Here is a 22,314-nt window from a genome sequence, read left to right on the forward strand (position 1 = left end):
TTGTTATTTTGCGTTATTAAAAATTAAGATAAACCACATAAATCAAAAAATTCAAAGATATACAAATTAACGTAAGATTACATTTAAACTTTTAGAATTATTTAAGCCACTGTTTTTATATAAAATTTGCAAAAATTAATCTAAATTTACATTAATTTAACCATCAAAAGTAAAACGTTAAAAAATAACGAATCAAAATTTCAAATAGTTCTATAACATTTAAAAAAATAATTAAAGGGAGAATTAGAATGTTTAATTCATGTTGTTAATTATTAGCAGATAAGAAAATCAAAATTGCTTTTTTTGAAAGCGCTTCTGCTGGCTATCTTGCTTATCGTTTTTCTTTGAGTCCTTATTCAGGAGATATCCTTATAGGTAGTCTGGTAAGTTATGATCTTCGAGTAAAGGAAAACACCCTGCATATTTCAGAGCAACTTATTGAAAAATATACTGCCGAATCAATGCAAGTGACTGTTGAAATGATTAATAAAGGAAAGGAACTTTTGCATGCTGACCTGTATGTTGCCTGCACAGGTCTCTTAAAAAAAGGGGGTTCTGAAACAGAGGAAAAACCTGTAGGAACGTTCTTTTATTCAATATATTATAAAAATAATTTTTATAATTTTAGACGTGTTTTAAAAGGACCAGCCTTTTTAAAACTTAGAAATTTGACGCACTATATTACTCAAGATATAAAACTTATTATATTAGATGAAAAAGCCTCTTAAGTTATATAAAAAGTTAACAAATATACATTTGGAAATATTTATTATCTTTCTTAAATATTATGTGCTGAAATGTAATTTTTTAAACATTCATATTAATAATGTTTATGACTAAAAATCACATTCACTAAAAATCAGCAAGTTATTTAAAATTGATAACTTTTAAATTTACATTTAAATATGGGGTAACACCCCTACCCTACACATTTAAAAGCTACATGTTTTAATAACCCTATCTGAAGCTCTCAGATAAAACACATCGTCATAATTGATATGAGGTATTAAAAAATGAGCACTACTAATAATCAAGCAAATCAACGCAATAATCAGCAACAGCAACAACAGCAAAATGACAACCGCAATCAACAACATGGTAACCAACAGCAAAACGATCAACAACGCAATAATCAGCAGCAACAGCAAAATGATAACCGCGGCCAACAACAAGGATCTAACCAAAAAGATTCTGGCCAACAAAATTCAAATAACAACCAACAACGTTAAGTCTTTGTAGTTGTTCTTTGATTCGGTCAATCATTTAGGAAGGTGAACTCACCTTCCTAAATTTAATATAAGCATAAAATTTAATAAAATATGAGGGAATTCTAATGACAGATCAAAATACAGATCATGCTCAACTAGTAGCTGGCGATCATAACTATTCTGACTCGCGCTGGCGTGAAAGCTATCTTACCCGACCTTATTACCAAGAAGCGCAATTAACAACACCAGATCTAGATTATGATCGTGACTTTTCTACAGCTTATGAACTTGGTCATCGGGCTCGTTCTGAATCTAAGGAAGGAACTCAGTTTGAAGATATGGAAAGTAGTTTGCAGAAGAAATGGGAAGAACTCAAAGCTGAGTCTCGCTTAAAATGGGAACATGCGAAACAAGCCATTAAAGATGCATGGGATGATATTTAACATCCTCAAACGGTCCAAAGCTATAAGCTTATTTCCCATTGGCCCTGGGAAATAGGCTTTTTTATTGTTTTGTTTTACTCACTTTTTGCTTTTACACCATAAATTTCCGAATCGCTAATGCAAGTTCCTTCTGTAAAATGTACAAACATACATGTCATCTTCAATATCTATAATTAATGGCTTATCAAAATAAAAACCTGACTTAGATAATCAAGTCAGGTTTTCGCTAAAAATCAATTTTGATTTTTCTTAAAATATTCAATTATTTCTTCGCCATTATTTACCGGCTTTTTCTGTGAAGGATAAGTTTCCTCATATGCATAAGCTGGTAATGTAATTTTGGCCCGAATTGGAGGTAATTTCTCTTGTCCACCCGTAGTAATCCGCTCAATAAAACCAGCAAGCCAGAGTACAAACTCCTGTGTATTTTTACTTTTAGGAATAAGACTTAAATCCAATTTAATTTTTGACTCTTGCAAAGGCTTAATTAGCAGCTCAGCGAAATCAATATAATTATATAAAAGCTTTAGCTGTGTCCCTTTTATTTCATGTCTGAGTTCGATCATCAAGTTGTTAAGATCTTCCATCGGCTCATCCGTAAACCCTTTTTTTTCTTTGACATTTTGATATATTTTCTCAGCTATTTTTAAATATTGGGGCATATCCTTACCTTTATAGTTCATTATTACTAAAATGAATTTTGGATGAATATAAGTAAGCTATTGTGTTTGTTTTATTAACTTTTTGAAAAGATATATTCATTTTACAACAATTCAGTAACACTTAGATTCCCAAGCAGTAAAAAGATAATAAACAATTGATAAATATTATATTTTAATATATTTAATTTTTATTATGCTATATTTTTTAGATAAAATAACAATAAAAAAAGCCCACTTAATGAGTAGGCTTTGTTAAGTAAAACTAATTATTGTGAATTTCTATTCATATCATGAGGTGCTACTGGATCACTTGCTCCATGCATTCCATCATTTCTTGAATTGCGGTCTTGGCATGCGCTCACGCCCATAGCTATTACAAGTACCATACTCACTGCACAAAAGATTCTAACCATTTAAATCACCTTTATAAATATTAAAATGTAGGTTTATGAATAGCATTATCTTATGTTGGCCTACTGCTGTGGTTCTCTTAACTTTTGTAGATTATGCAAGCTTATGTAAAAACCTAAAATATGATGAGTAAAATTATATTTATTGCAATTGAAATTCTGATTATTTTTTGGCATGCAGTGTATACACTCCTTAGTCCAACTTATAAAAATAGAATTATTAAATAGTTTAGCAAAACGATACATCCAATTAATGACACTCATATACTATATAAATAAACAATTAATAAATAATTGATATATATGATTAAAAAATAACACCTCACGTAAAATAAAAATGAGTTACATTAATGTTATGCGTTTTAGTTTTTCTATTTTCTAAATAAAAACAGGCAAATATTTATATGAAATTATATAAATCAATCTTTTATTTTTGCAATTGACCCACTCTAATGCTCAGCTTATGATGCTCGCGCTGACCAATTTTGTCAGTCGGTTTTAGCAGACCGTCTACCTAAGTGCACTAAAAACACGTTTTTTGGTGTGAAGCCCCTCGTGCCTTTGATGGAGGAACGAGAGTGGGACACCTTCGGGTGTGCTGGTTTCTTAGGTATCAGTCTGCTAACCCTCTTTCGTTTCACCACCATAATGATTAGCAATGAATGGGCGTAACTTCTTTAATCAAGGAGTCACTCATGACTATTATTTTATATTTTTTAAATTCTTTTATTAATGATATTTATATTCGACATCTTTTACTTATTCAGACATTTTTTAGAGATCGCCCCTCACCTCTCTCTAAAATAAAAACCTTATATAGAGTTCAAAAATTGTTTATTTAATCCTTTTACCTACCCATCTATATAAGTTTAGGTAAGAGTTTTATGTATTCAAAAAAACCGCATAAAGATAAGAACTTCTATCAACATCACTTAGCGATAACAACAACCTATGCAGAGTAACAATAATGTTTTTTCTCCGTCGTTTTGTTCTGGTGAGCCTGCTTGCGATAAGTGTTTTAAATTTAATAGGATGCAGACCATTGAGCAAAAAAGAATTTAATGCACATTGTGTTTGGGCAGGACATGACCTTTCACAGTGTAATTGTATTTATAACTCTTTAGAACAACACTATTCACCACAATTTGTTGAAAACTTACCAAAAATGAGTTTGCAGAATATTGATGCCAAAATGAACTTTGTAGACACCATGAATACAACAATGCAACAGTGCCAATTTAGTGCTAGAAAATAGCTATCTACCTTATAAGGGCATGTTCTACCAGAAAATCTAAAAATACACGTACACGTTTAGGAACATATTTATCATGACCAATCCAAACAGCATGAAACTCTTCAAAAGCTTTGATATTCCAGTCTTCACATTTGGCTCGAGGTAAACTTTTACCCCGTGAACGTATTGATCAACTGATTGATGTCGGCACGGCATTTTTAGAAATTGGTCAGTTGGCAGCGCACAACGTTTATCAAGATGATGTTCCTGCTGCGGGCGTGATTGCAGGTATTGGTCAAGTCAACGGCATCACTTGCATGATCGTTGCCAACGATGCAACGGTTAAAGGCGGTACGTATTATCCCCTTACGGTTAAAAAGCATTTACGCGCACAAGAAATTGCCGAACAAAATCACCTGCCTTGTATTTATTTAGTAGATTCAGGCGGTGCCTATTTACCAATGCAAGATGAGGTTTTCCCAGACCGCGATCACTTCGGGCGTATTTTCTATAATCAGGCACGTATGTCGAGCCTAGGTATTGCTCAAATTGCTGTGGTGATGGGTAGCTGTACCGCAGGTGGTGCTTATGTACCTGCCATGTCTGATGAAACCATTATTGTACGTAACCAAGGTACGATTTTCTTAGGTGGCCCTCCTCTTGTAAAAGCTGCAACTGGTGAAGTGGTGAGTAGTGAAGATTTAGGTGGCGGTGATGTACACACACGTCTTTCGGGTGTAGCTGATCATTTAGCTGAAAATGATGAACATGCCATTGCGATTGCACGGAACATTGTTGCGAATTTAAATAAAAAACCAAACGACTTAAATAAACAAGTTGATGAACCACTATTTGATGCATCTGAGCTCTATGGCGTAGTGCCAAGTGATGCACGTAAACCTTTTGATGTCCGTGAAGTGATTGCTCGTATTGTAGATGGCTCGCGTTTTGATGAGTTTAAAGCACGCTTTGGCTCAACCCTAATTACGGGTTTCGCTTCACTTTACGGTATGCCAGTTGGGATTATTGCCAATAACGGGATTTTATTTTCAGAGTCTGCACAAAAAGGTGCGCACTTTATTGAGCTATGTACTCAGCGCAATATTCCATTGTTATTCCTACAAAACATTACGGGCTTTATGGTTGGCCGCCAGTATGAAAATGAAGGAATTGCAAAAAATGGCGCAAAATTGGTTATGGCAGTTGCAACCGCAAATGTACCAAAACTGACCCTGATTATTGGTGGTTCGTTTGGTGCAGGTAACTACGGTATGTGCGGCCGTGCTTATTCACCACGCTTTTTATGGACTTGGCCGAACTCTCGTATTTCAGTGATGGGCGGCGAACAAGCTGCAAGCGTACTTTCGACTTTAAAACGTGACCAGATTGAGCAAAAAGGTGCCGAGTGGTCAGCGCAAGAAGAAGACGAATTTAAACAACCAATTCGAGAACAATATGAGCGTCAAGGCCATCCGTACTATGCTTCTGCTCGTCTTTGGGATGACGGCGTAATCGACCCAGCTCAAACTCGTCAGGTACTTGGTTTAAGTCTTGCTGCTGCTATGAATGCTCCAATCCAGCCAACCAAATTTGGCGTGTTCCGCATGTAAGAGGTGTATATGAGCTATCAATTTTTACAACTCGAACAACAAGGTCAGGTTGCCTATGTTTGGCTGAACCGCCCTGAACTACACAATGCTTTTAATACCACCGTCATTGAAGAATTGCATACCTGTTTTAAGCAAATCAATACACGTGATGATATTCGTGTAGTAGTTCTAGCGGGTCGCGGCAAAAGCTTTTCAGCAGGTGCCGACCTCAACTGGATGAAACAGGCAGGTCAGGCATCTTCAGCAGAAAATGAAGCAGATGCTCTAAAGCTTGCGCAAATGTTAGATGCACTTGCAACCCTTAAACAACCGACCATTGCCCGTGTACATGGTATTGCTTTCGGTGGTGGTATGGGTTTGGCATCGGCATGTGATATTTGCATTGCCAGCACTGATGCCAAGTTTGCGACATCCGAGGTTCGTTTAGGACTTGCTCCATCTACCATTAGTCCCTACGTGATTCGTGCAATTGGCGCAAGACAAGCCTCTCGTTACTTCTTAACTGCCGAGCGAATTTCAGCACGTGATGCTAAACATATTGGCTTGGCACACGAAGTGGCAGATGCAGAAGACTTAGACAGAAAAGTTCAAGAAATCATTGATGCGCTCTTACTCGGTGGCCCGCATGCTCAAGCGGCATCAAAACAACTCATTCAAATGGTGAGCAACCAGACCATAAGCAATGACTTGCTGCAACAGACAGCACATCATATTGCTCAAGTTCGTCAAGGCAGTGAAGCAAAAGAAGGTCTGAGTGCCTTTTTAAATAAACAGCAGCCTGCTTGGGTTTCTAACTCGAATAACAACAATTAAGGACGATCATCATGTTTGAAAAGATTTTAATTGCGAACCGTGGCGAAATTGCCTGCCGTGTGATTCGTACAGCTAAAAAATTAGGTATTGCAACGGTTGCCGTTTACTCAGATGCAGACGCAAATGCACAACATGTCAAACTTGCAGATGAAGCGGTTTATATTGGTCAGTCCCCTGCAACGCAAAGTTATTTACAGGTTGATCGTATTATTCAAGCAGCGATTGATACAGGCAGCCAAGCGGTTCACCCAGGCTACGGCTTCCTTTCTGAAAATGACCAGTTTGCACTCGCTTGCCAACAACACAACATTTGCTTTATTGGCCCACCAGTGGATGCCATTTTAACGATGGGCTTAAAAGCGACCTCGAAAGCTTTAATGGAAAAAGCTGGTGTCCCTTTAACACCGGGTTATCACGGAACCAACCAAGATGCCGACTTTTTAAAACAACAGGCAGACCGAATTGGCTATCCTGTTTTAATTAAAGCCAGTGCGGGCGGCGGTGGTAAAGGCATGAGTCTGGTTGAACGCAGTGAAGATTTTCTGCATGCCTTAGCCTCTTGTAAACGTGAAGCAAAATCAAGCTTTGGCAATGATGACGTCTTAATTGAACGTTATGTGATTCAACCACGCCATATTGAAGTTCAAGTGTTTGGCGATACACATGGCAACTATGTACATTTGTTTGAACGCGACTGTTCTGTACAACGCCGTCATCAAAAAGTACTAGAAGAAGCCCCTGCTCCACAAATGCCAAGCGAGAAGCTCGATGCAATGCGCCAAGCTGCAATTGATGCTGCACGTGCGGTAAATTACGTTGGCGCAGGTACGGTTGAGTTTATTGTGGAACAAGACGGTACAGCGTATTTCATGGAAATGAATACCCGTTTACAAGTCGAGCACCCTGTCACCGAAATGATTACAGGTGAAGACTTGGTTGAATGGCAACTTCGTGTCGCTTATGGCGAACCTTTACCTAAACTACAGAACGAATTGCAAATTCACGGGCATGCGCTCGAAGCACGTATTTACGCCGAAGAACCAGAAAAAGGCTTTTTACCTGCAATCGGAAAAATTGACTATCTGCATTACCCAACGCAAAACCAATATGTGCGTGTAGATAGCGGTATTGTTGAAGGCGATGAAATCACGACCTATTACGATCCAATGATAGCCAAACTGATTGTATGGGGTAAAAACCGTGAAGCTGCGCTCATTCAAATGCAACACGCTTTAAGCCAATTCCATGTTGATGGTTTAGGCAACAACATTGCTTTCCTTGAAAAAATTGTTCGTAGCGAATCGTTTAAAAAAGCCAAGCTTGATACCAACCTGATTCAACGTGAACAAAACTTCTTGTTTAGTCCTGAAGAGATCAAACCTGAACTTGTGGTGGCAGCGGCATTTATTGAGTTCCTCAGTAAACTTAATAACAACAGCTCAAGCCAAAAACAGCTTTGGCAGGCTCAACCACTTTGGCGTTTAAATATTGCTTATCAGCACAGCATTAAACTGAACTATTTAAACCAAGATATCCAAATTAAATTTGCCTCAAATGAAGATGGTTTCACTGCAGAATATAACGGTCAAAGCTACCCGATTTCTGGACAATTGATTGATGCGCATACGGCCTCTGTTCAAATTGCTGGGACTAAGCAAAAACTGTCTTTTAACCAAAGTCAGCAAGGCATTACCTTATTCCAAAATGGACAAAGCTATAAGTTTGCTTATATTCGCCAAGACTTTAATCAAGCAGATAGCCAAGCCGATGAAGGCCACCTAAAAGCACCAATGCCAGGTGTGGTCACACAAGTGCTAGTAAGTGCAAATCATAGCGTGAAGAAAGACGATATTTTAATGACGCTTGAAGCGATGAAAATGGAATATACCATTCGTGCCCCTAAAGACGGCTTAATTGTAGACTCCTATTTCCAAGTCGGTGATCAAGTCAAAGCTGGCGACGAGCTTGTGGAATTTCAGCCTGCGCAGGAGGAAGTTGCATGAGTGAGTTTGTCAAAATCGTGGAGGTCGGTCCCAGAGATGGCCTCCAAAACGAAAAACAGGCTTTAACCGTCGAACAACGCTTAAACTTTATTAATGACCTGATTAATGCAGGTCTGAAATCGATTGAAGTCGGTTCATGCGTTTCGGCAAAATGGGTACCGCAAATGGCTCAAAGTAACGAGCTATTTAAGCAATTACCCCAAACAGCCGATGTGCAATTTAGCTTGCTCACCCCCAATATCAAAGGTTTTGAGACTGCTCAAGCGGTAGGGTGCAAAGAAGTTGCGGTGTTTACCGCAGCTTCTGAGAGTTTTACTCGTAAAAATATCAACTGCTCAATCGACGAGAGCTTTGAAAAATTTAGTGATGTCCTGAGCGCAGCAAAAGCACATAACATCCGTGTGCGCGGTTATGTCTCTTGTATTGTCGATTGCCCTTATGAAGGTGCAATTGCTCCTGAACAAGTGGTAAAAGTTGTTAAACGACTCTATGACATGGGCTGCTATGAAGTGTCTTTAGGTGAAACCATTGGCACGGCGACACCAGATCGGGTTCAAAAGGTTTGGCAAGCATGCCTCGCTGAACTCGACAGCAAGGTTTTGGCTGGGCATTTCCATAACACCTATGGCATGGCGATTGCCAATATTTATCAGTCTTTACAACAAGGCATTCGTGTTTTTGATTCTTCCCTTGCAGGACTCGGTGGTTGCCCTTATGCCAAAGGAGCTTCGGGTAATGTATCGACCGAAGATCTGTTTTATTTGCTGTCACATATGGGGTTTGAAACTGGTATTGATTTAGAAAAGCTAATGCAAGCCAGTCAAAATATTAGCAATGTATTAAACCGAAAAAGCTTGTCGAATTATGCAAATGCTTATTGGCAAACCAAGTGTGCCTAATCATAAATTAAAATAGCTCAGCATCTGGTATAAAGCTTAATATTAGGCGGAGTACCAGATCATCCTATCTCATCTTTATCTCATTTCGTTCAGGAATTGGGACTGAATTCCTCATGCAATTTTTTTAAAATCTATTATTTATCTTTGTATTAAATGCCTCTCTCAACAGAAGCATTCTCTACCCTATTTTTGTTCTAAATCCGTATTATTCTTCATCCTTTTTCAATTGTAGTCCTTAAAAAATTTATCTGATTATTTATAAAAATAAGATGCATCCATTTCAATTCTTGGCGAAATATATTCTTCTACCCAATCTAACCATGCACGTGTTTTGGCATCAATAAAATGACGTGAAGGCAATAAGGTATACACCCCTATATCTGGAGAACGCCACTCTGGCAAGATATGACATAATCTTCCATTTTGAACCGCATCTAAAGCTGAAAACATCGGCAATAATGCGATGCCCATATCTTGTTGCACTACATCTAACAATAACTCAGGGTTATCTGCAATGAGTTGCCCGCCAGTATCAATTTGGTAAGACTCACCCTTTGCATTTAATAAATGCCAATCTGGTGTAATAGATGGGTTTACCAAGCGTAAACAGGCATGTTTTTTTAAGTCTTCTGGGGACTCAGGTACCCCATGTTTTTCTAAATATGCAGGTGAAGCACATAAAACAGAAAAAATAGTGCCAATTCTGCGTGCAACAAACCGAGAATCTGTTAATGATTCAGTGAGATAAAGACTGACATCCACCCCTTTTGCCAACAAGTCTGGAACGTACTGTGAGGTCGTATATTCCACAGTTAATTCGGGATAATGCTTACAAAATTCGGCCATTACTGGAAAAACATAATGATGCCCAAAGCTTCCCATGCTTAATACACGTAAACGGCCTTTGGGTTTAGATGCCGTTCCTGTGACTTCTGATTCTGCTTCATCTACCATTGAAATGACTTGGCGACAGCGCTCTGCATAAGTCGCACCAATATCGGTCAGTGCCTGCTGGCGCGTGGAGCGTTGTATTAATTTTGTACCTAAGCGTGTTTCTAGCTCGCTGATAAGACGTGAAACCTGTGCTGTGGTCAGATCCATCTGCTCAGCTGCTGCTGTGAAACTCCCGCTATCAATCACTTTCAGGAATGCATGCATTGCATGCAATAGTCCACCATCGAGATTTTTGCGCATAACGTAAATATGTTTTCCTAAATTACGGATTGTTGCACCAGTTTAGTTCAACCACAATGACTAAATGTACATACATTGGCACTAATTCTTTTTAAGAAGAGGAACCGATCTTTTTTTATTTCGTATGTCACTTGCTCCAAATATTCAACTGGATGTTGAAAAAAGAAAGTAGTCCGAGCTACTAAAAATTCTAAGGAGATATAAATGAATATAGCTACAAAAGTCACTCCAAATATTATTGCAACAAAGGATGTGTCACTTGAAGATAAATATGTAAGTGATAACGGTACAGCATATATGACCGGCATTCAGGCACTTGTTCGGTTGCCTCTTGCCCAAACTCGCCGTGACGCGATCAATGGTTATCATACTGCTGGTTTTATTTCTGGTTATCGCGGTTCTCCTGTTGGTAACTATGATAGTTTCCTTTGGCAAGTTCAAGGATTACTTAAATCCCATAATGTTGTATTTCAACCTGGCGTAAATGAAGACTTGGCTGCTACCGCAATTTGGGGTACTCAACAAGTTAATCTTTCAGGCCAAGGCAAATATGATGGAGTGTCTTCATGGTGGTATGGTAAAGGCCCGGGTGTTGACCGTTCAGGCGACGTACTCCGCCATGCGAATTTAGCTGGTACCTCTGAACGTGGTGGTGTCGTTGCTTTATTTGGTGATGACCACTCATGTAAATCTTCTACAATCCCTCACCAATCTGAACATGTCATGATTGGTTGCGGTATTCCAATTTTCTACCCAACATCCGTTCAACAGATTTTAGACTTTGGTGTTCACGCCATTGCTGTTTCACGTTTTTCTGGCCTGTGGTCTTCAATGAAGCTGGTTAGTGAAATTGTAGAAACTTCTGCTTCTGTTCATGTCGATCTAGACCGTGTTACTCCGGTTATACCGGAAGATGTGAATTTCCCACAGGGCGGCGTTAACATTCGTTGGCCAGATCACGGCATTCAGCAAGAAGAACGTCTTTATAAATATCGCTTACCTGCTGTTTTGGCTTATGCCCGCGCCAACAAAATCAATACTGTAACATGGCCTTGTGAAAATGCCCGTATTGGTATTGCCGCAAGTGGTAAAGGTTATTTAGATACCATTGAAGCCCTACGCATTTTAGGTATTGAAGATGAAACTGCTCAGCAGCTTGGGCTACGTGTTTATCAAGTTGGATTGATTTGGCCTTTAGAACCTCAAGGTGTTCGTGAATTTGCCGAAGGTTTACAAGAACTGATCGTTATTGAAGAAAAACGTCCAATTATTGAAACACAAATTAAAGATGAGCTGTATTCACTTCCTGATGGCAAACGTCCACATGTGATTGGTAAAGCAACTGATGGCAAAGGTGAATGGAGTACCTCTATTGAAGAAGCACCGCTTATCGGTCACTATGAGTACCAGCCTGAACCGATTGCAAAAATGCTGGCTGCTCGCTTCTTAAAACTCGATATTCCAGAAAGCCTAAAAACACAAATCCAAAGCAGAATCGACTTACTGCTAAAAGCAGAGCAAGAATCAAAACGTGTTATTGATCTTGCAGAACGTAAACCGTATTTCTGTAGTGGTTGCCCACATAACTCATCAACAGTCGTTCCTGAAGGTAGCCGTGCATTAGGCGGTATCGGTTGTCACTATATTGCTGTTTCACTGGACCGTGGTACCGAAACGTTCTCTCAAATGGGCGGTGAAGGTGTAAGCTGGGTTGGTGCATCACCATTTACCAATGAAAAACACATTTTTGCTAACCTTGGTGATGGAACCTATTTCCACTCAGGTTACTTAGCAATTCGTCAGTCTATCGCTGCAAAAATTAATATTACCTACAAAATCCTCTATAACGATGCCGTCGCTATGACAGGTGGGCAACATGTAGATGGTCATTTGAGCGTTGCTCAATTAACTCGTCAGCTTGCTGCAGAAGGTATTAAAAAACAAGTTATTGTCACTGATGAAGTTAAACTATTAAATGAAGAAGACGGCATTGCACCGGGCGTAGAAATTCGTCACCGTAATGAACTCGATACAGTTCAACGTGAGCTTCGTGAAGTTTCAGGCGTAACCGCTTTAATTTATGTACAAACTTGTGCCAGTGAAAAACGCCGTCGCCGTAAACGTGATGTCTACCCTGACCCAGCTGAGCGTTTATACATTAACAGTGATATTTGCGAAGGCTGTGGCGACTGTTCGAAAAAATCAAACTGCCTATCTATTGAACCTGTAGAAACAGCTTTAGGGACTAAACGTCAAATTAACCAAAGTAGCTGTAATAAAGACTTCACTTGTGCAGAAGGGTTCTGCCCTAGTTTTGTGACTGTTCATACCCGTGATATGAAACGTCCGGCTAAATTTGAAGGAATTAGCGCAGGTTGGCCAACATCACCAGTTATTCCTCAGTTATATGATGTTCCAAGTCGTATTATGGTTGGTGGTATTGGCGGTACAGGTGTTGTGACTATTGGTGCACTTCTTGGTATGGCAGCTCACCTCGAAGGTAAAGCAACACGTGTTATGGACATGGCTGGTCTTGCTCAAAAAGGTGGTACGGTTTATTCATACGTTCAACTTGCAGCAACTGATGAGCAAATTTCTTCTACCAAAATTCCGGCAGGTCAATGTGAATTACTCATTGGTGCAGATGCTGTAGTGGCTGGTGGTAGCGCTGCTCTCTCTCGCTTAAAAGATGATGCTTTGGTTATTGTGAATGAAGACAGTACCCCTACTTCTGAGTTTATTAAATCTCGTGACTGGTATGCGCCTATTAGCGATTTAATTGATCGCCTCCGTGGTCGTGTTCGTCAAGGTCAACTTGTTTCTCTGCCAGCAGCTCGAATTGCAACACAACTGTTAGGTGATTCAATTTATACCAACCAGTTATTACTCGGTATGGCTTGGCAATCTGGTCGTATTCCATTACTGCGTGAAAGCATTGAAAAAGCAATTCGCTTAAATGGTACTGCTGTTGAAAAGAACCTTGAAGCTTTCCGCGTGGGTTGTCATCTTGCAAGCGACTCAACTTTAGCTGCACGTCTAGTTGCGGCAATGCCAAAAACTAAAACTCCGCAAACTTTGGCTGAACTTGTTGAAGACCGTTCTGCTCGTCTAACAGACTATTGGAATGAAGCTTATGCAGCTAAATACCGTACGCTTGTAGAACTGGCAGCTAAAAAGTTACCAGAAGAGTTAACAGGTACGATTGCAACTCAGCTTTATAGAGTCATGGCTTATAAAGATGAATATGAAGTTGCACGTCTTTTAACAGGTAAGAGCTTCAAAGAATCGATTGAGACCCAGTTCGGTAAAGGCTTACGTTTAACATATCATCTTGCTCCTCCAGCTTTACTCGGTGGTCTGAAAAATGTCCGTAAACGTGCGTTCGGTTACTGGATGCGCTTCCCAATGATGATGCTTGCTCGCTTACAATGGCTTCGTGAAACTTTCCTTGACCCATTTGCACGTCAAGAAGAACGTCAACACGAACAAGCATGGCGTGACCGTTACATCGCATTTGTTGAAGCACTCGTTGAAGCGCCAGACAATCATAACTTGGCTGTCGCTGAACAAATTGCGAAATTACCAGCAGAAGTGCGTGGTTATGGGCATATTAAAATGAAAGCAATGGATAGTGCAAAACAGCGTTGGGACGAACTTACCCCAACACTTGTTAAAGTTCGTAGCTAAGAAATTGCTTAGAATTTAAATCTCAAAATAAAAAAGTCATCCTTAGGGATGACTTTTTTATTGGCTCAAATATTTATTTAGCCATTTTACGTAACGTCAAAATCTGCTCGCTGCGTCCAAATGGGCCATACACATCATGTAAAACCGCGCTGGTTAAGCCAATACCATCCGAGCCATATTGCTGAACGGTTTCTAGCCCCAACCATTTACCTTTCGGATAACGGTGCATGTGAATTTGCAAATCTAGATTTGGAAAGCCCCACGTAAATTCGCCCTCTTGTCTTGGTACTATTCCGTTTGCAGTATCGATCATACCAATCAAATGTGCAAAATCTGTGGTCGGCTGCCCTTCAACCATTTCTTTATCATTATTGAGCCAAACAATACCTTTGCCGGCACGGTGCTGATCATCTGTTTTAGTGACTAGCGTTTGAATAAAGCCACCCGGCCATCTTTTCATACCCGTCCATTCTGTAAAGGTATCTGGATGATGAACGGGTTGATCTTCAAGCCCAGCAATATCGGAACTGTCTTGAGTGCACATTCGCCACGCTCTAGCCACAATGCAGGTTTTACCTTGCGCTTGCATTTCAGCTTCAATCAATTCAATGGTTTTACCAGCACGAATCACATGTGTCTTAATCGTAAATTCACCAAATGCAATCAATCCAAAAATATCAAAACTAATTCGACCAATTCGCATATCTTGTCGTGGTGAAAATTGCTCTAACTCTGCTGCGATGACACCACTTGCAGGTGCCATGTGCTGTTCATGAGGGTTCCAAGCCCCTTGTGTATGGACAGTTGAGCAATAATGAGCAATGACTTCACCTTGAGGACCGATTGTTCTATTCAGTAATTGATAATAAGCATTCATGATTTTCTTTCCGTAATCCTTATCTAACATCAATATTTGATGAAAATTCACGTTTTAGTGCTTATGTTAACCCTCTATTTCTTTAGCTCAACTGGTTTTTCCTACCAAAAACTGATGAGTCTAAAATTACAAATTCACTGAACAAAAATTTTTTTATTGTTAAATATGAATAAAATATTAAAACCAAAAGTAATTTTTACTTATAAAAAACCCGCTTTATAGCAGGTTCTTTTTACGCAACTATTTGTTTAAGGTCGTTCACCCTGCCCCAAACGGCGTTCAATATCATTTAGTACATTTGGCAAATCCGCGACACTATCAATCACATAGTGAGCACCCGATGCATTCATTTTTTGATAGGCCTTATTTTTTAGCACAATTTGTTCATCTGCCGATAGCGCACTCCACTCTTCATAGCTTAAACCGACTTCGTTACCACTAATCGCAAGTCCTACTGTCCAACATCCGGCATTTAAACCTTCATCAATCCCCACCACGGTATCATCCACTTTTACAACTGTTTTGATGTCAGATACATCGAGTTGAATTAAGTTCTTCCATAGCATTTCAGGATATGGACGGCCATATTTCACGTCGCTAGCAGTAACGATACAGTCTGGATGGTAGCCCTGATTGGCAGCATCTTTGACCAATTCTCCAATCATCATGGATGCATAGCCCGTGTTACTACCAATTTTTGCACCGCGATTTTTAATATTTTCAAAAGTCGCCAATGCACCCGGTATTAAAGCCGAGCATGTCGGAATCGAATCTAATTGATAAGGAATAAAGTCCTTATATAAACGATCAATATCTGCTTCTGTTGCCGCTTGACCATAAACTTCCTGCCATGCAGCTGCTACTCGTGGCATTTTTAAAACAGCAGCAATATGATCACGTTTTTCTAAACCCATTGGCACACGCGCTTCTTCAACCGTAATTTCAACTTTGTTGTCTTTAAATAAAGCCATAAAAGCCAAAATTGGTGCGCGTGAGCCAAAATCTACTGTTGTGCCAGCCCAGTCAAAAACAACAGCCTGAATTTGTGTATTGTTGGTCGTCATGGTGTATTTCCTTTAATTTAAATAATTTAATAAAAATTATGCTGTTACAGCTTGATTTAGATGGCTTTTGCAATAGCTGGCAATTGCAGCAAGAAGCCCTTCAATGTCATGAACATAAACTTCGCCAATATTGCCAATACGGAAACAGTTAAGATCGGTAACTTTGCCCGGATAAATTACATAGCCTGATTTTTTTAGCGTTTCATAAAATGATTGGAAGCTAATTGTCTCGGCTGTTGGGCAAAGAAAAGTGGTAATGATGGGCGATTGTGGGCACTCTTTACCGAGTACCAACTCAAAACCCAGTTGTTGCATACCTTTAGATAAGGTTTGTTGGTTTTGTAAATAACGTTGATAACGTGCAGCAACACCGCCCTCTGCCTCAAGCTCAAGTAATGCTTGATAAAAAGCACGCACCACATGGGTTGGCGAGGTAAAACGCCATTTACCGTTATGCTGCTCCATCGTATGCCACTGATCAAACAAATCGAGGCTGACCGAACGTGCCAAGCCTTTACATGCTTCTAGGCAATCACGCTTAGCCAAAATAAAGCCAAAACCCGGAACACCTTGAATACATTTATTCGCACTTGAAATTAGAAAATCAATTTCAAGTTCAGCCATATCCATTGGCACACCGCCAAATGAACTCATGGCGTCCACAATCCAGATTTTTCCTGCTGCTTTCACCAAACGGCCAATGTCTTGAATCGGGTTTAAAATTCCTGTGGTGGTTTCACAGTGTACACACGCAACATGGCTAATGGTTTTATCTTGTAAAACGCGCTCAATCTCTTGTAAATCTGGTGTTTGAGTTTCTAAATAGTTCAGCTCTACAACTTCAATATTTAAGCAACGTGCCATTTGCACCATACGTGCACCATAAGCGCCATTATTGATAATCAAGATTTTGCCATCACGCGCAATAGCTGAACCAAGCACAGACTCCACCGCAAAACTACCACTGCCTTGCATTAACACAGCCGTATATTTTTCAGGTTGATTGGTTGCCAAATTGACCAATCGAGAGCGGATATCTTGTACAAGCGAATTATATTCTTGGTCCCAAGTACACCAGTCTTTTTGCATGGCACGGCGGACCGTTGCAGAAGTTGATAATGGACCTGGTGTCAAAAGCAGATATTTGTTTTCTAAATCCATATCGATTTGTGGTTGCATGTTCATAAGATTGCTCATTTCGTTCACGTTAATTTCAATATACAACAAACTGGTTTAAACCAGATGACAAACTAAAAAATATTTTGTTCTAACACTTCTTTGATAAAACCCGCGCCTGTGGTCATGCCTTTACCCGCAATCGCACTCACCAAAAAGATGTTTTTCTCCGCTTCAGTGACACAGGCCAGCTCGTGTTCATGGGTTAGGTAATAACCATTCCAACGTTTTTGAATCGGAGGTAAAGTCAGCCCTAATTTTTCATGGCAGTACGCTTGAATAAACTCATTAATATCTTCGCGTTGCTCAAACTGAGGTGCTTCATCAAGCGGATGGTATTCGTGACTATCACCTACGATGAGTTCACCAAATTCGTTTTGTTTAATTAAAATATGAATACCAAATTCTTTGATCAGCCCCTGCTGAGATGCTTGGACCAGCTCATGATGACTCGGACAAATTTCAAAGGCTGGGTAACGTGAGATAGATAAGCCTGAATAAAGAGAAGCATTTAATTTTTGTTGAAATGGTTGAGTCAGTGCCATTTGTAAACCACAACGTTTCAGGTTCAAACTTTGCAGCAACTCTGGATATAAAACATCAATCACTTCACCGTGACAGATCAAAACTTGGTGGTGTTTCAAAAAGTATGCTGAAACAAAGCAGGTTGAATTTTGATAAAATAGAGAAATGCGAATAACTCTAGAAATCAAATGTCCAACCTGCCTCAGTGACAGTATAAAGAAAAATGGCATCAAAGTAGATGGGAAACAAAACTATCAGTGCAAAGACTGTAAACGTCAGTTTATTGGTGACCATGCTCTGAGCTATCTAGGATGTAATTCAGGCATTACTCGAAAAATATTACAGTTGATGGTCAGAGGTAGTGGTATACGAGATATCGCTGAAGTTGAGCGAATCAGTATCGGTAAAGTTTTACGTACTTTAACCGAATCGACCTACCAAATTCAGCCTAAACAAAGTCATTATGAGTCTCTTGAAGTTGATGAGTTTTGGACTTTTGTGGGAAATAAAAATAATAAACAATGGCTTATTTACGCCTACCATCGAGAAACAGGTGAGATTGTTGCTTATGTTTGGGGTAAAAGAGACTTAGCTACAGTTCAACGATTGAAAACAAAGCTTAAACAATTAGGTATTCACTACACCCGAATTGCAAGTGATCATTGGGACAGTTTCATAACTGCTTTTAAAAACTGCAAGCAAAGTATTGGTAAATTTTTTACTGTAGGTATTGAAGGTAATAATTGCAAAATAAGGCATCGAATTAGGCGTGGTTTTAGAAGGAGTTGTAATTTTTCAAAAAAGATTGAAAACCATTTTAAAGCTTTCGACTTAACCTTTTTTTACATCAATAATGGCTTCATTTAATGTCAGCATACTTTTTGAAACACCACCCAAAACTTTATTTGCCTGATATACCTCGCCATTTGCTAAACGAACGTGACAGCTTCTATGTTGATATTGAGTTTGAACAACACAAGCATTGGTATAAATCTTTACGCCTTTACTTTCGGCATATGCCAACAGTCGCTTCCCAATCACATGTGGTTCGACCGAATAATCTTCTTCAAAAACCAAGCCGCCTTGAAACTGCTGTTCGGGATTTAAATAAGAAAATTGGGTGACCAGTTCATCATGCTTTAGCAAATGAACTGGAATTTGGTAATGATTTGCACGCTCGGCAAACTCTTTTAAAACCTGCCATTCAAGTGCAGTGTTTGCGAGATAAATACCTTGGCGTTGAGCAAACGAAATATCGGTTTCAGCCTGAATACGCTGATAAAAAGAACGCGTTTCAAGAGCGTATTTTCGCCACTGCTGTTCAGGATGGGTTAAGGTTGATGTTCCAACCATGCCGAAATTACGACTAGTTGCCCCCACTGGTTGAGCATTTTTCTCGAAGATACAAACTTTTAAGCCTTGTTCTTGCGCTTGTATGGCAGCGGACAAACCTAAAATACCGGCACCGACAACAATTAAATCAAACTGTGCGTTATTCATAAGACTTCCAATTTGCGAAATTTAGGATGAACAAACCCTTGCCTTGTTGAACAAAGCATTTCGTTTCAGTCGGTTAAATAAAAATTGTGTTTAGCTAAAACTTAATGAGAACTTTCACGCCATTGCTGACTTCTTGCCATAATTTTTCGGGTAAATAACCAATGAATGAGTTTTACAACACATGAAGTGGTCAAAATCAAAATACTCATGGCAACAGCAGCAACCGTGTCTCCCGCATCATCCATATTTAAAACCGCCACCGCAGCTAAACTTGTGTCTGGTGAATAGAGGAAAATGGCAGCCGATACAGTGGTCATGGCATTGACAAAAACATAGACCGACACATCGCATAGCGCTGGAAAGCACATAGGCAAATACACTTTCCAAAAAGTTTTCCACTTCGATGTTCCTAGTGTTTGTGCTGCCTGATCGAGTTGTAGCGGAATCTGTTTAATGGCATTGGTTAAAGTAAGATGTGGCACGGTGTAATAATGCACGATGGTTGAAATCACCAAAATGGTCATGGTTCCATACAGCACATTTAACGGGTTGCTTTGCTGGTTAAAAAACAAAATGTAGGCAATACCTAGAACCAGCCCCGGCACCGCAAGTGGTAATAAAACCAAAGCTTGCACATAATTTTTAATGAGTGAATGTGCCTTAAAACGTTCGGTTAATAGCGCCACCATAAAAATAAGTGCTGTTCCAAAAACTGTACTAAAGAGTGCCATTCGAATCGAATTAAAATATGCTGACCAACCACCGCCATCGACATATTCAAAACTGTAATGTACTAGGGTCAAAGACAAATCATAAGGCCAAGACTGGATAAATGACGCCAGCACAGCCGTAAAGATAATCAGTAAAATCGAACCCGAAACCAAGCCACAAAATAGAGTCAAAACCGTTTCAAGCTTTTTATTCCGCGCAGAAATATAAGGTTTAGTCTGAAAGGCTTGAAAGCGTGCATGGCGTTTGCTTTGTATACGATCAAAAATGAATACAAACACAGCCGGTAACAATAACAAGATGGAAATGACCGCACCCATGTTCATATTTTGCTGACCAATAATCTGCTTATAGACATCAAGCGCCATCATGTTAAATGAACCACCAATGACTTTCGGAATACCAAAATCTGTTAGGACATAAATAAAAGCCACCAGACTTGCACTGATCAGTCCATAACGAATTGCAGGTAAAGTCACATGATAATGTGTCTTCCAAACATTTTTTCCGAGTGATAAAGATGCTTCAATTAAACGCTGATCAACACTTCTAAAAGAGACCATCATTAACATCAAAATGGCCGGAAATAACCAAAAGCAATAACTGATTAAAATACCGATTGGGCCATAAATCTGTACATCACCCAATAAAGACTTGAATACACCTTGCTTGCCAAACAAATAAACCAATGCCAAAGAAGGCAAAAGTGACGGTGCCAAGATCGGTAAAAAAGCCACCAATTTAAAGAAGCCTTTTCCTTTAATATTGACATTGGTCAGCGCAAACGCATAAATACTGGCAAGAAATACCGTAATGACAGTAGCAGTACAAGCGATCCACACAGAGTTAAATACGGAGCTGAGTAAAGCTGGACTACCAAAGTAATTATAGAAGTTATCAAGGCCAACAAAATTTTGATTTTCATCAAAAAATGCACTTTCAAACAACATAATTAATGGTGCGACAATGGCTAAGGTCAAAGCAATCGCCACAACAAACAAAGCGATGTTCGATCTTAATGAGTATTCAGTTTTTTGACGCGGCTGTGTTTTTAAAACCGCTGAAGCAGTTTCATTTAACATAGTGCATACCCTTGTTCGTCAAAGATATGAATGAGCTGATTAGGCACTTTTATAAACATGAGTTCTTGCAAAGTTTTGAACTTGGTATTTTCAATTTCAATTTGCAACAGGTGTTTTGCCTGCTCAATTCCATCGATATGAATAGTGCAAAACAAACGACGTTTTGCGCCTAAAAATTCGGTGCTTAATACTTTAACTGGCAAATACAAAGATTCTTTATCACTACCAAAATCATCAACTAACTCGACAGCTTCGGGTCTAAAACCAATCCTGTAGCTTTGCCCTGCTTTAAGTTTTTGTTGCTCCAAATTTAAAGGAATAAAACCTAAAACTTCGAGCTGATTGGCGCCTGAACAAGTGGCTATCAAAAAGTTCATGGTGCCAATAAACTTTGCAACGAATTGGGTTTGTGGCTTGTAGTAAATATTGTGCGGCGTATCAATTTGTTCAATAACGCCATGATTCATGACAACCACACGGTCAGAAATGCTTAAAGCTTCTTCTTGATCGTGTGTGACCATAATGGTTGGTAAATTAAGCTGCGTTTGAATCGAACGGATCTTTTGTCTTAGGTTTAGACGCACTTGTGCATCGAGTGCAGACAATGGTTCATCCAACAGTAAAATATCTGGATTCGGTGCAATTGCCCGAGCAAGCGCAACACGTTGCTGCTGCCCGCCTGATAATTGGTTGGGATACTTTTTTGCAATATCAGGTAACTCAATTAGTTCTAATAACTGTTGAACCCGTTGGCTACGTTGTGCCTTATCCCACTTTTTTTTGTCTAAGCCGAAAGCAATATTTTCTTCAACGTTTAAGTTTGGAAATAATGCATAGTTCTGAAACACAATACCGCAGTGACGCTTTTCAGCACTGAGCAACGTAATGTCCGCGCCCTTTTTTATAACCTTTCCATAATCAGGTTTTTCTAGACCCGCAATGATGCGTAGTAAAGTGGTTTTACCGCATCCAGAAGGTCCCAAAAAGCTTACGAACTCACCTGCTTTAAGGTCTAAATTAATATGTGTTAGAGCCTGAAAGAGTTGGAACTTTTTTTGGATATCCACCACTTCTAAAACCGAAGGGCCATGTTCAGGATATTTATAAGTCGTTAATGTTGACAATAAATGCCCTGCTAACTCACCCTTCTGGTTTTGACCTAGCAGCGATGATTGCAATGACGAAGGAATTTGCATAA

Annotated in this window: 16 protein-coding genes and 5 pseudogenes; 10 read left to right on the plus strand and 11 right to left on the minus strand. The window is 39.4% G+C overall.

The annotated features are described in order from the left end of the window. Positions 1–248: 248 nt before the first annotated feature. From F985_RS15045 to surA1, 3 genes and pseudogenes are all read left to right on the plus strand, one after another. A pseudogene (locus F985_RS15045) lies at positions 249–728 on the plus strand (CinA family protein). Positions 729–1,013: 285 nt separating this feature from the next. Beyond that, on the plus strand, positions 1,014–1,229 hold the full coding sequence (locus F985_RS15050) for a hypothetical protein (protein ID WP_004702330.1): 216 nt from the start codon (positions 1,014–1,016) through the stop codon (positions 1,227–1,229). 104 nt (positions 1,230–1,333) lie between these two features. Then, positions 1,334–1,651 carry a surface antigen protein 1 gene (surA1, locus tag F985_RS15055; RefSeq protein ID WP_004702331.1) on the plus strand — a complete coding sequence of 106 codons (318 nt, stop codon included), beginning with the start codon at positions 1,334–1,336 and terminating at the stop codon, positions 1,649–1,651. 233 nt (positions 1,652–1,884) lie between these two features. Here the strand turns inward: surA1 and F985_RS15060 are convergent, their stop codons facing one another. Further along, positions 1,885–2,313: a hypothetical protein gene (locus F985_RS15060; protein WP_004702333.1), complete on the minus strand. Its 429-nt coding sequence runs from the start codon at positions 2,311–2,313 to the stop codon at positions 1,885–1,887. A gap of 266 nt (positions 2,314–2,579) precedes the next feature. Further along, entirely contained in the window at positions 2,580–2,726 is a 147-nt protein-coding gene (locus F985_RS25910) for a hypothetical protein (protein ID WP_004702338.1), read from the minus strand. A gap of 964 nt (positions 2,727–3,690) precedes the next feature. Here F985_RS25910 and F985_RS15070 point away from each other — a divergent pair. Then, positions 3,691–3,978, plus strand: coding sequence for a hypothetical protein (locus F985_RS15070; protein ID WP_025469156.1), 288 nt, complete (start codon positions 3,691–3,693; stop codon positions 3,976–3,978). A 4-nt stretch (positions 3,979–3,982) separates the two neighbouring features. On the opposite strand, the pseudogene F985_RS25770 reads toward F985_RS15070, so the two are convergent. Continuing rightward, positions 3,983–4,105 (minus strand): annotated as a pseudogene (locus tag F985_RS25770) (LysR family transcriptional regulator); the annotation flags it as partial. Here F985_RS25770 and F985_RS15075 point away from each other — a divergent pair. The 4 genes and pseudogenes from F985_RS15075 to F985_RS15090 all read left to right on the plus strand — a co-directional run. Further along, positions 4,098–5,567: pseudogene (locus F985_RS15075) on the plus strand (carboxyl transferase domain-containing protein); the annotation flags it as partial. The pseudogenes F985_RS25770 and F985_RS15075 sit on opposite strands and share 8 nt — an antisense overlap. Positions 5,568–5,576: 9 nt before the next feature. Then, complete coding sequence (locus F985_RS15080) at positions 5,577–6,380, plus strand: enoyl-CoA hydratase/isomerase family protein (RefSeq protein ID WP_004702344.1); 804 nt, start codon at positions 5,577–5,579, stop codon at positions 6,378–6,380. Between the two features lie 11 nt (positions 6,381–6,391). Then, positions 6,392–8,383, plus strand: a complete 1,992-nt coding sequence (locus tag F985_RS15085) for an acetyl/propionyl/methylcrotonyl-CoA carboxylase subunit alpha (protein ID WP_004702345.1) — start codon at positions 6,392–6,394, stop codon at positions 8,381–8,383. After that, positions 8,380–9,282 (plus strand): hydroxymethylglutaryl-CoA lyase, encoded by a 903-nt coding sequence (locus tag F985_RS15090; RefSeq protein WP_004702346.1) that lies wholly within the window; start codon positions 8,380–8,382, stop codon positions 9,280–9,282. The genes F985_RS15085 and F985_RS15090 overlap by 4 nt, the downstream gene beginning before the upstream one ends. Positions 9,283–9,534: 252 nt before the next feature. Here the strand turns inward: F985_RS15090 and F985_RS15095 are convergent, their stop codons facing one another. Beyond that, positions 9,535–10,476, minus strand: a complete 942-nt coding sequence (locus F985_RS15095) for a LysR family transcriptional regulator (RefSeq protein WP_004702347.1) — start codon at positions 10,474–10,476, stop codon at positions 9,535–9,537. A 204-nt stretch (positions 10,477–10,680) separates the two neighbouring features. Between F985_RS15095 and F985_RS15100 the strand changes: the two genes are divergently transcribed. Beyond that, complete coding sequence (locus F985_RS15100) at positions 10,681–14,163, plus strand: indolepyruvate ferredoxin oxidoreductase family protein (protein WP_004702349.1); 3,483 nt, start codon at positions 10,681–10,683, stop codon at positions 14,161–14,163. A 73-nt stretch (positions 14,164–14,236) separates the two neighbouring features. Here the strand turns inward: F985_RS15100 and F985_RS15105 are convergent, their stop codons facing one another. The 4 genes and pseudogenes from F985_RS15105 to F985_RS15120 all read right to left on the minus strand — a co-directional run. Then, positions 14,237–15,040, minus strand: coding sequence for a thioesterase family protein (locus tag F985_RS15105; protein WP_004702350.1), 804 nt, complete (start codon positions 15,038–15,040; stop codon positions 14,237–14,239). Between the two features lie 248 nt (positions 15,041–15,288). Further along, complete coding sequence (phnX, locus tag F985_RS15110; protein WP_004702351.1) at positions 15,289–16,104, minus strand: phosphonoacetaldehyde hydrolase; 816 nt, start codon at positions 16,102–16,104, stop codon at positions 15,289–15,291. Between the two features lie 36 nt (positions 16,105–16,140). Then, complete coding sequence (phnW, locus tag F985_RS15115) at positions 16,141–17,328, minus strand: 2-aminoethylphosphonate--pyruvate transaminase (protein WP_025469158.1); 1,188 nt, start codon at positions 17,326–17,328, stop codon at positions 16,141–16,143. Positions 17,329–17,354: 26 nt separating this feature from the next. Further along, positions 17,355–17,912 (minus strand): annotated as a pseudogene (locus tag F985_RS15120) (FAD-dependent oxidoreductase); the annotation flags it as partial. A 58-nt stretch (positions 17,913–17,970) separates the two neighbouring features. Between F985_RS15120 and F985_RS15125 the strand changes: the two are divergent. After that, positions 17,971–18,672 (plus strand): IS1-like element ISPa14 family transposase, encoded by a 702-nt coding sequence (locus F985_RS15125; protein ID WP_001223318.1) that lies wholly within the window; start codon positions 17,971–17,973, stop codon positions 18,670–18,672. A gap of 27 nt (positions 18,673–18,699) precedes the next feature. Here the strand turns inward: F985_RS15125 and F985_RS15130 are convergent. From F985_RS15130 to F985_RS15140, 3 genes and pseudogenes are all read right to left on the minus strand, one after another. Next, a pseudogene (locus F985_RS15130) lies at positions 18,700–19,305 on the minus strand (NAD(P)/FAD-dependent oxidoreductase); the annotation flags it as partial. Between the two features lie 101 nt (positions 19,306–19,406). Next, positions 19,407–21,116, minus strand: a complete 1,710-nt coding sequence (locus F985_RS15135) for a putative 2-aminoethylphosphonate ABC transporter permease subunit (RefSeq protein ID WP_004702361.1) — start codon at positions 21,114–21,116, stop codon at positions 19,407–19,409. Beyond that, positions 21,110–22,312 carry an ABC transporter ATP-binding protein gene (locus F985_RS15140; protein WP_004702363.1) on the minus strand — a complete coding sequence of 401 codons (1,203 nt, stop codon included), beginning with the start codon at positions 22,310–22,312 and terminating at the stop codon, positions 21,110–21,112. Before F985_RS15140 ends, F985_RS15135 begins: the two co-directional genes overlap by 7 nt. Positions 22,313–22,314: the final 2 nt, after the last annotated feature.

Source organism: Acinetobacter seifertii (assembly GCF_000368065.1).
Taxonomy (GTDB): Bacteria; Pseudomonadota; Gammaproteobacteria; order Pseudomonadales; family Moraxellaceae; genus Acinetobacter; species Acinetobacter seifertii.

Excerpts from the sequence above, each read along its gene's own strand:
- F985_RS15070 (WP_025469156.1), top strand. The coding sequence starts at position 3,691 with ATGTTTTTTCTCCGTCGTTTTGTTCTGGTGAGCCTGCTTGCGATAAGT.
- F985_RS15105 (WP_004702350.1), bottom strand. The coding sequence starts at position 15,040 with ATGAATGCTTATTATCAATTACTGAATAGAACAATCGGTCCTCAAGGT.
- F985_RS15050 (WP_004702330.1), top strand. The coding sequence starts at position 1,014 with ATGAGCACTACTAATAATCAAGCAAATCAACGCAATAATCAGCAACAG.
- F985_RS15085 (WP_004702345.1), top strand. The coding sequence starts at position 6,392 with ATGTTTGAAAAGATTTTAATTGCGAACCGTGGCGAAATTGCCTGCCGT.
- F985_RS15095 (WP_004702347.1), bottom strand. The coding sequence starts at position 10,476 with ATGCGCAAAAATCTCGATGGTGGACTATTGCATGCAATGCATGCATTC.
- F985_RS15135 (WP_004702361.1), bottom strand. The coding sequence starts at position 21,116 with ATGTTAAATGAAACTGCTTCAGCGGTTTTAAAAACACAGCCGCGTCAA.
- F985_RS15090 (WP_004702346.1), top strand. The coding sequence starts at position 8,380 with ATGAGTGAGTTTGTCAAAATCGTGGAGGTCGGTCCCAGAGATGGCCTC.
- F985_RS15140 (WP_004702363.1), bottom strand. The coding sequence starts at position 22,312 with ATGCAAATTCCTTCGTCATTGCAATCATCGCTGCTAGGTCAAAACCAG.
- surA1 (WP_004702331.1), top strand. The coding sequence starts at position 1,334 with ATGACAGATCAAAATACAGATCATGCTCAACTAGTAGCTGGCGATCAT.
- F985_RS15080 (WP_004702344.1), top strand. The coding sequence starts at position 5,577 with ATGAGCTATCAATTTTTACAACTCGAACAACAAGGTCAGGTTGCCTAT.
- phnX (WP_004702351.1), bottom strand. The coding sequence starts at position 16,104 with ATGACGACCAACAATACACAAATTCAGGCTGTTGTTTTTGACTGGGCT.
- F985_RS25910 (WP_004702338.1), bottom strand. The coding sequence starts at position 2,726 with ATGGTTAGAATCTTTTGTGCAGTGAGTATGGTACTTGTAATAGCTATG.
- F985_RS15060 (WP_004702333.1), bottom strand. The coding sequence starts at position 2,313 with ATGCCCCAATATTTAAAAATAGCTGAGAAAATATATCAAAATGTCAAA.
- F985_RS15125 (WP_001223318.1), top strand. The coding sequence starts at position 17,971 with ATGCGAATAACTCTAGAAATCAAATGTCCAACCTGCCTCAGTGACAGT.
- F985_RS15100 (WP_004702349.1), top strand. The coding sequence starts at position 10,681 with ATGAATATAGCTACAAAAGTCACTCCAAATATTATTGCAACAAAGGAT.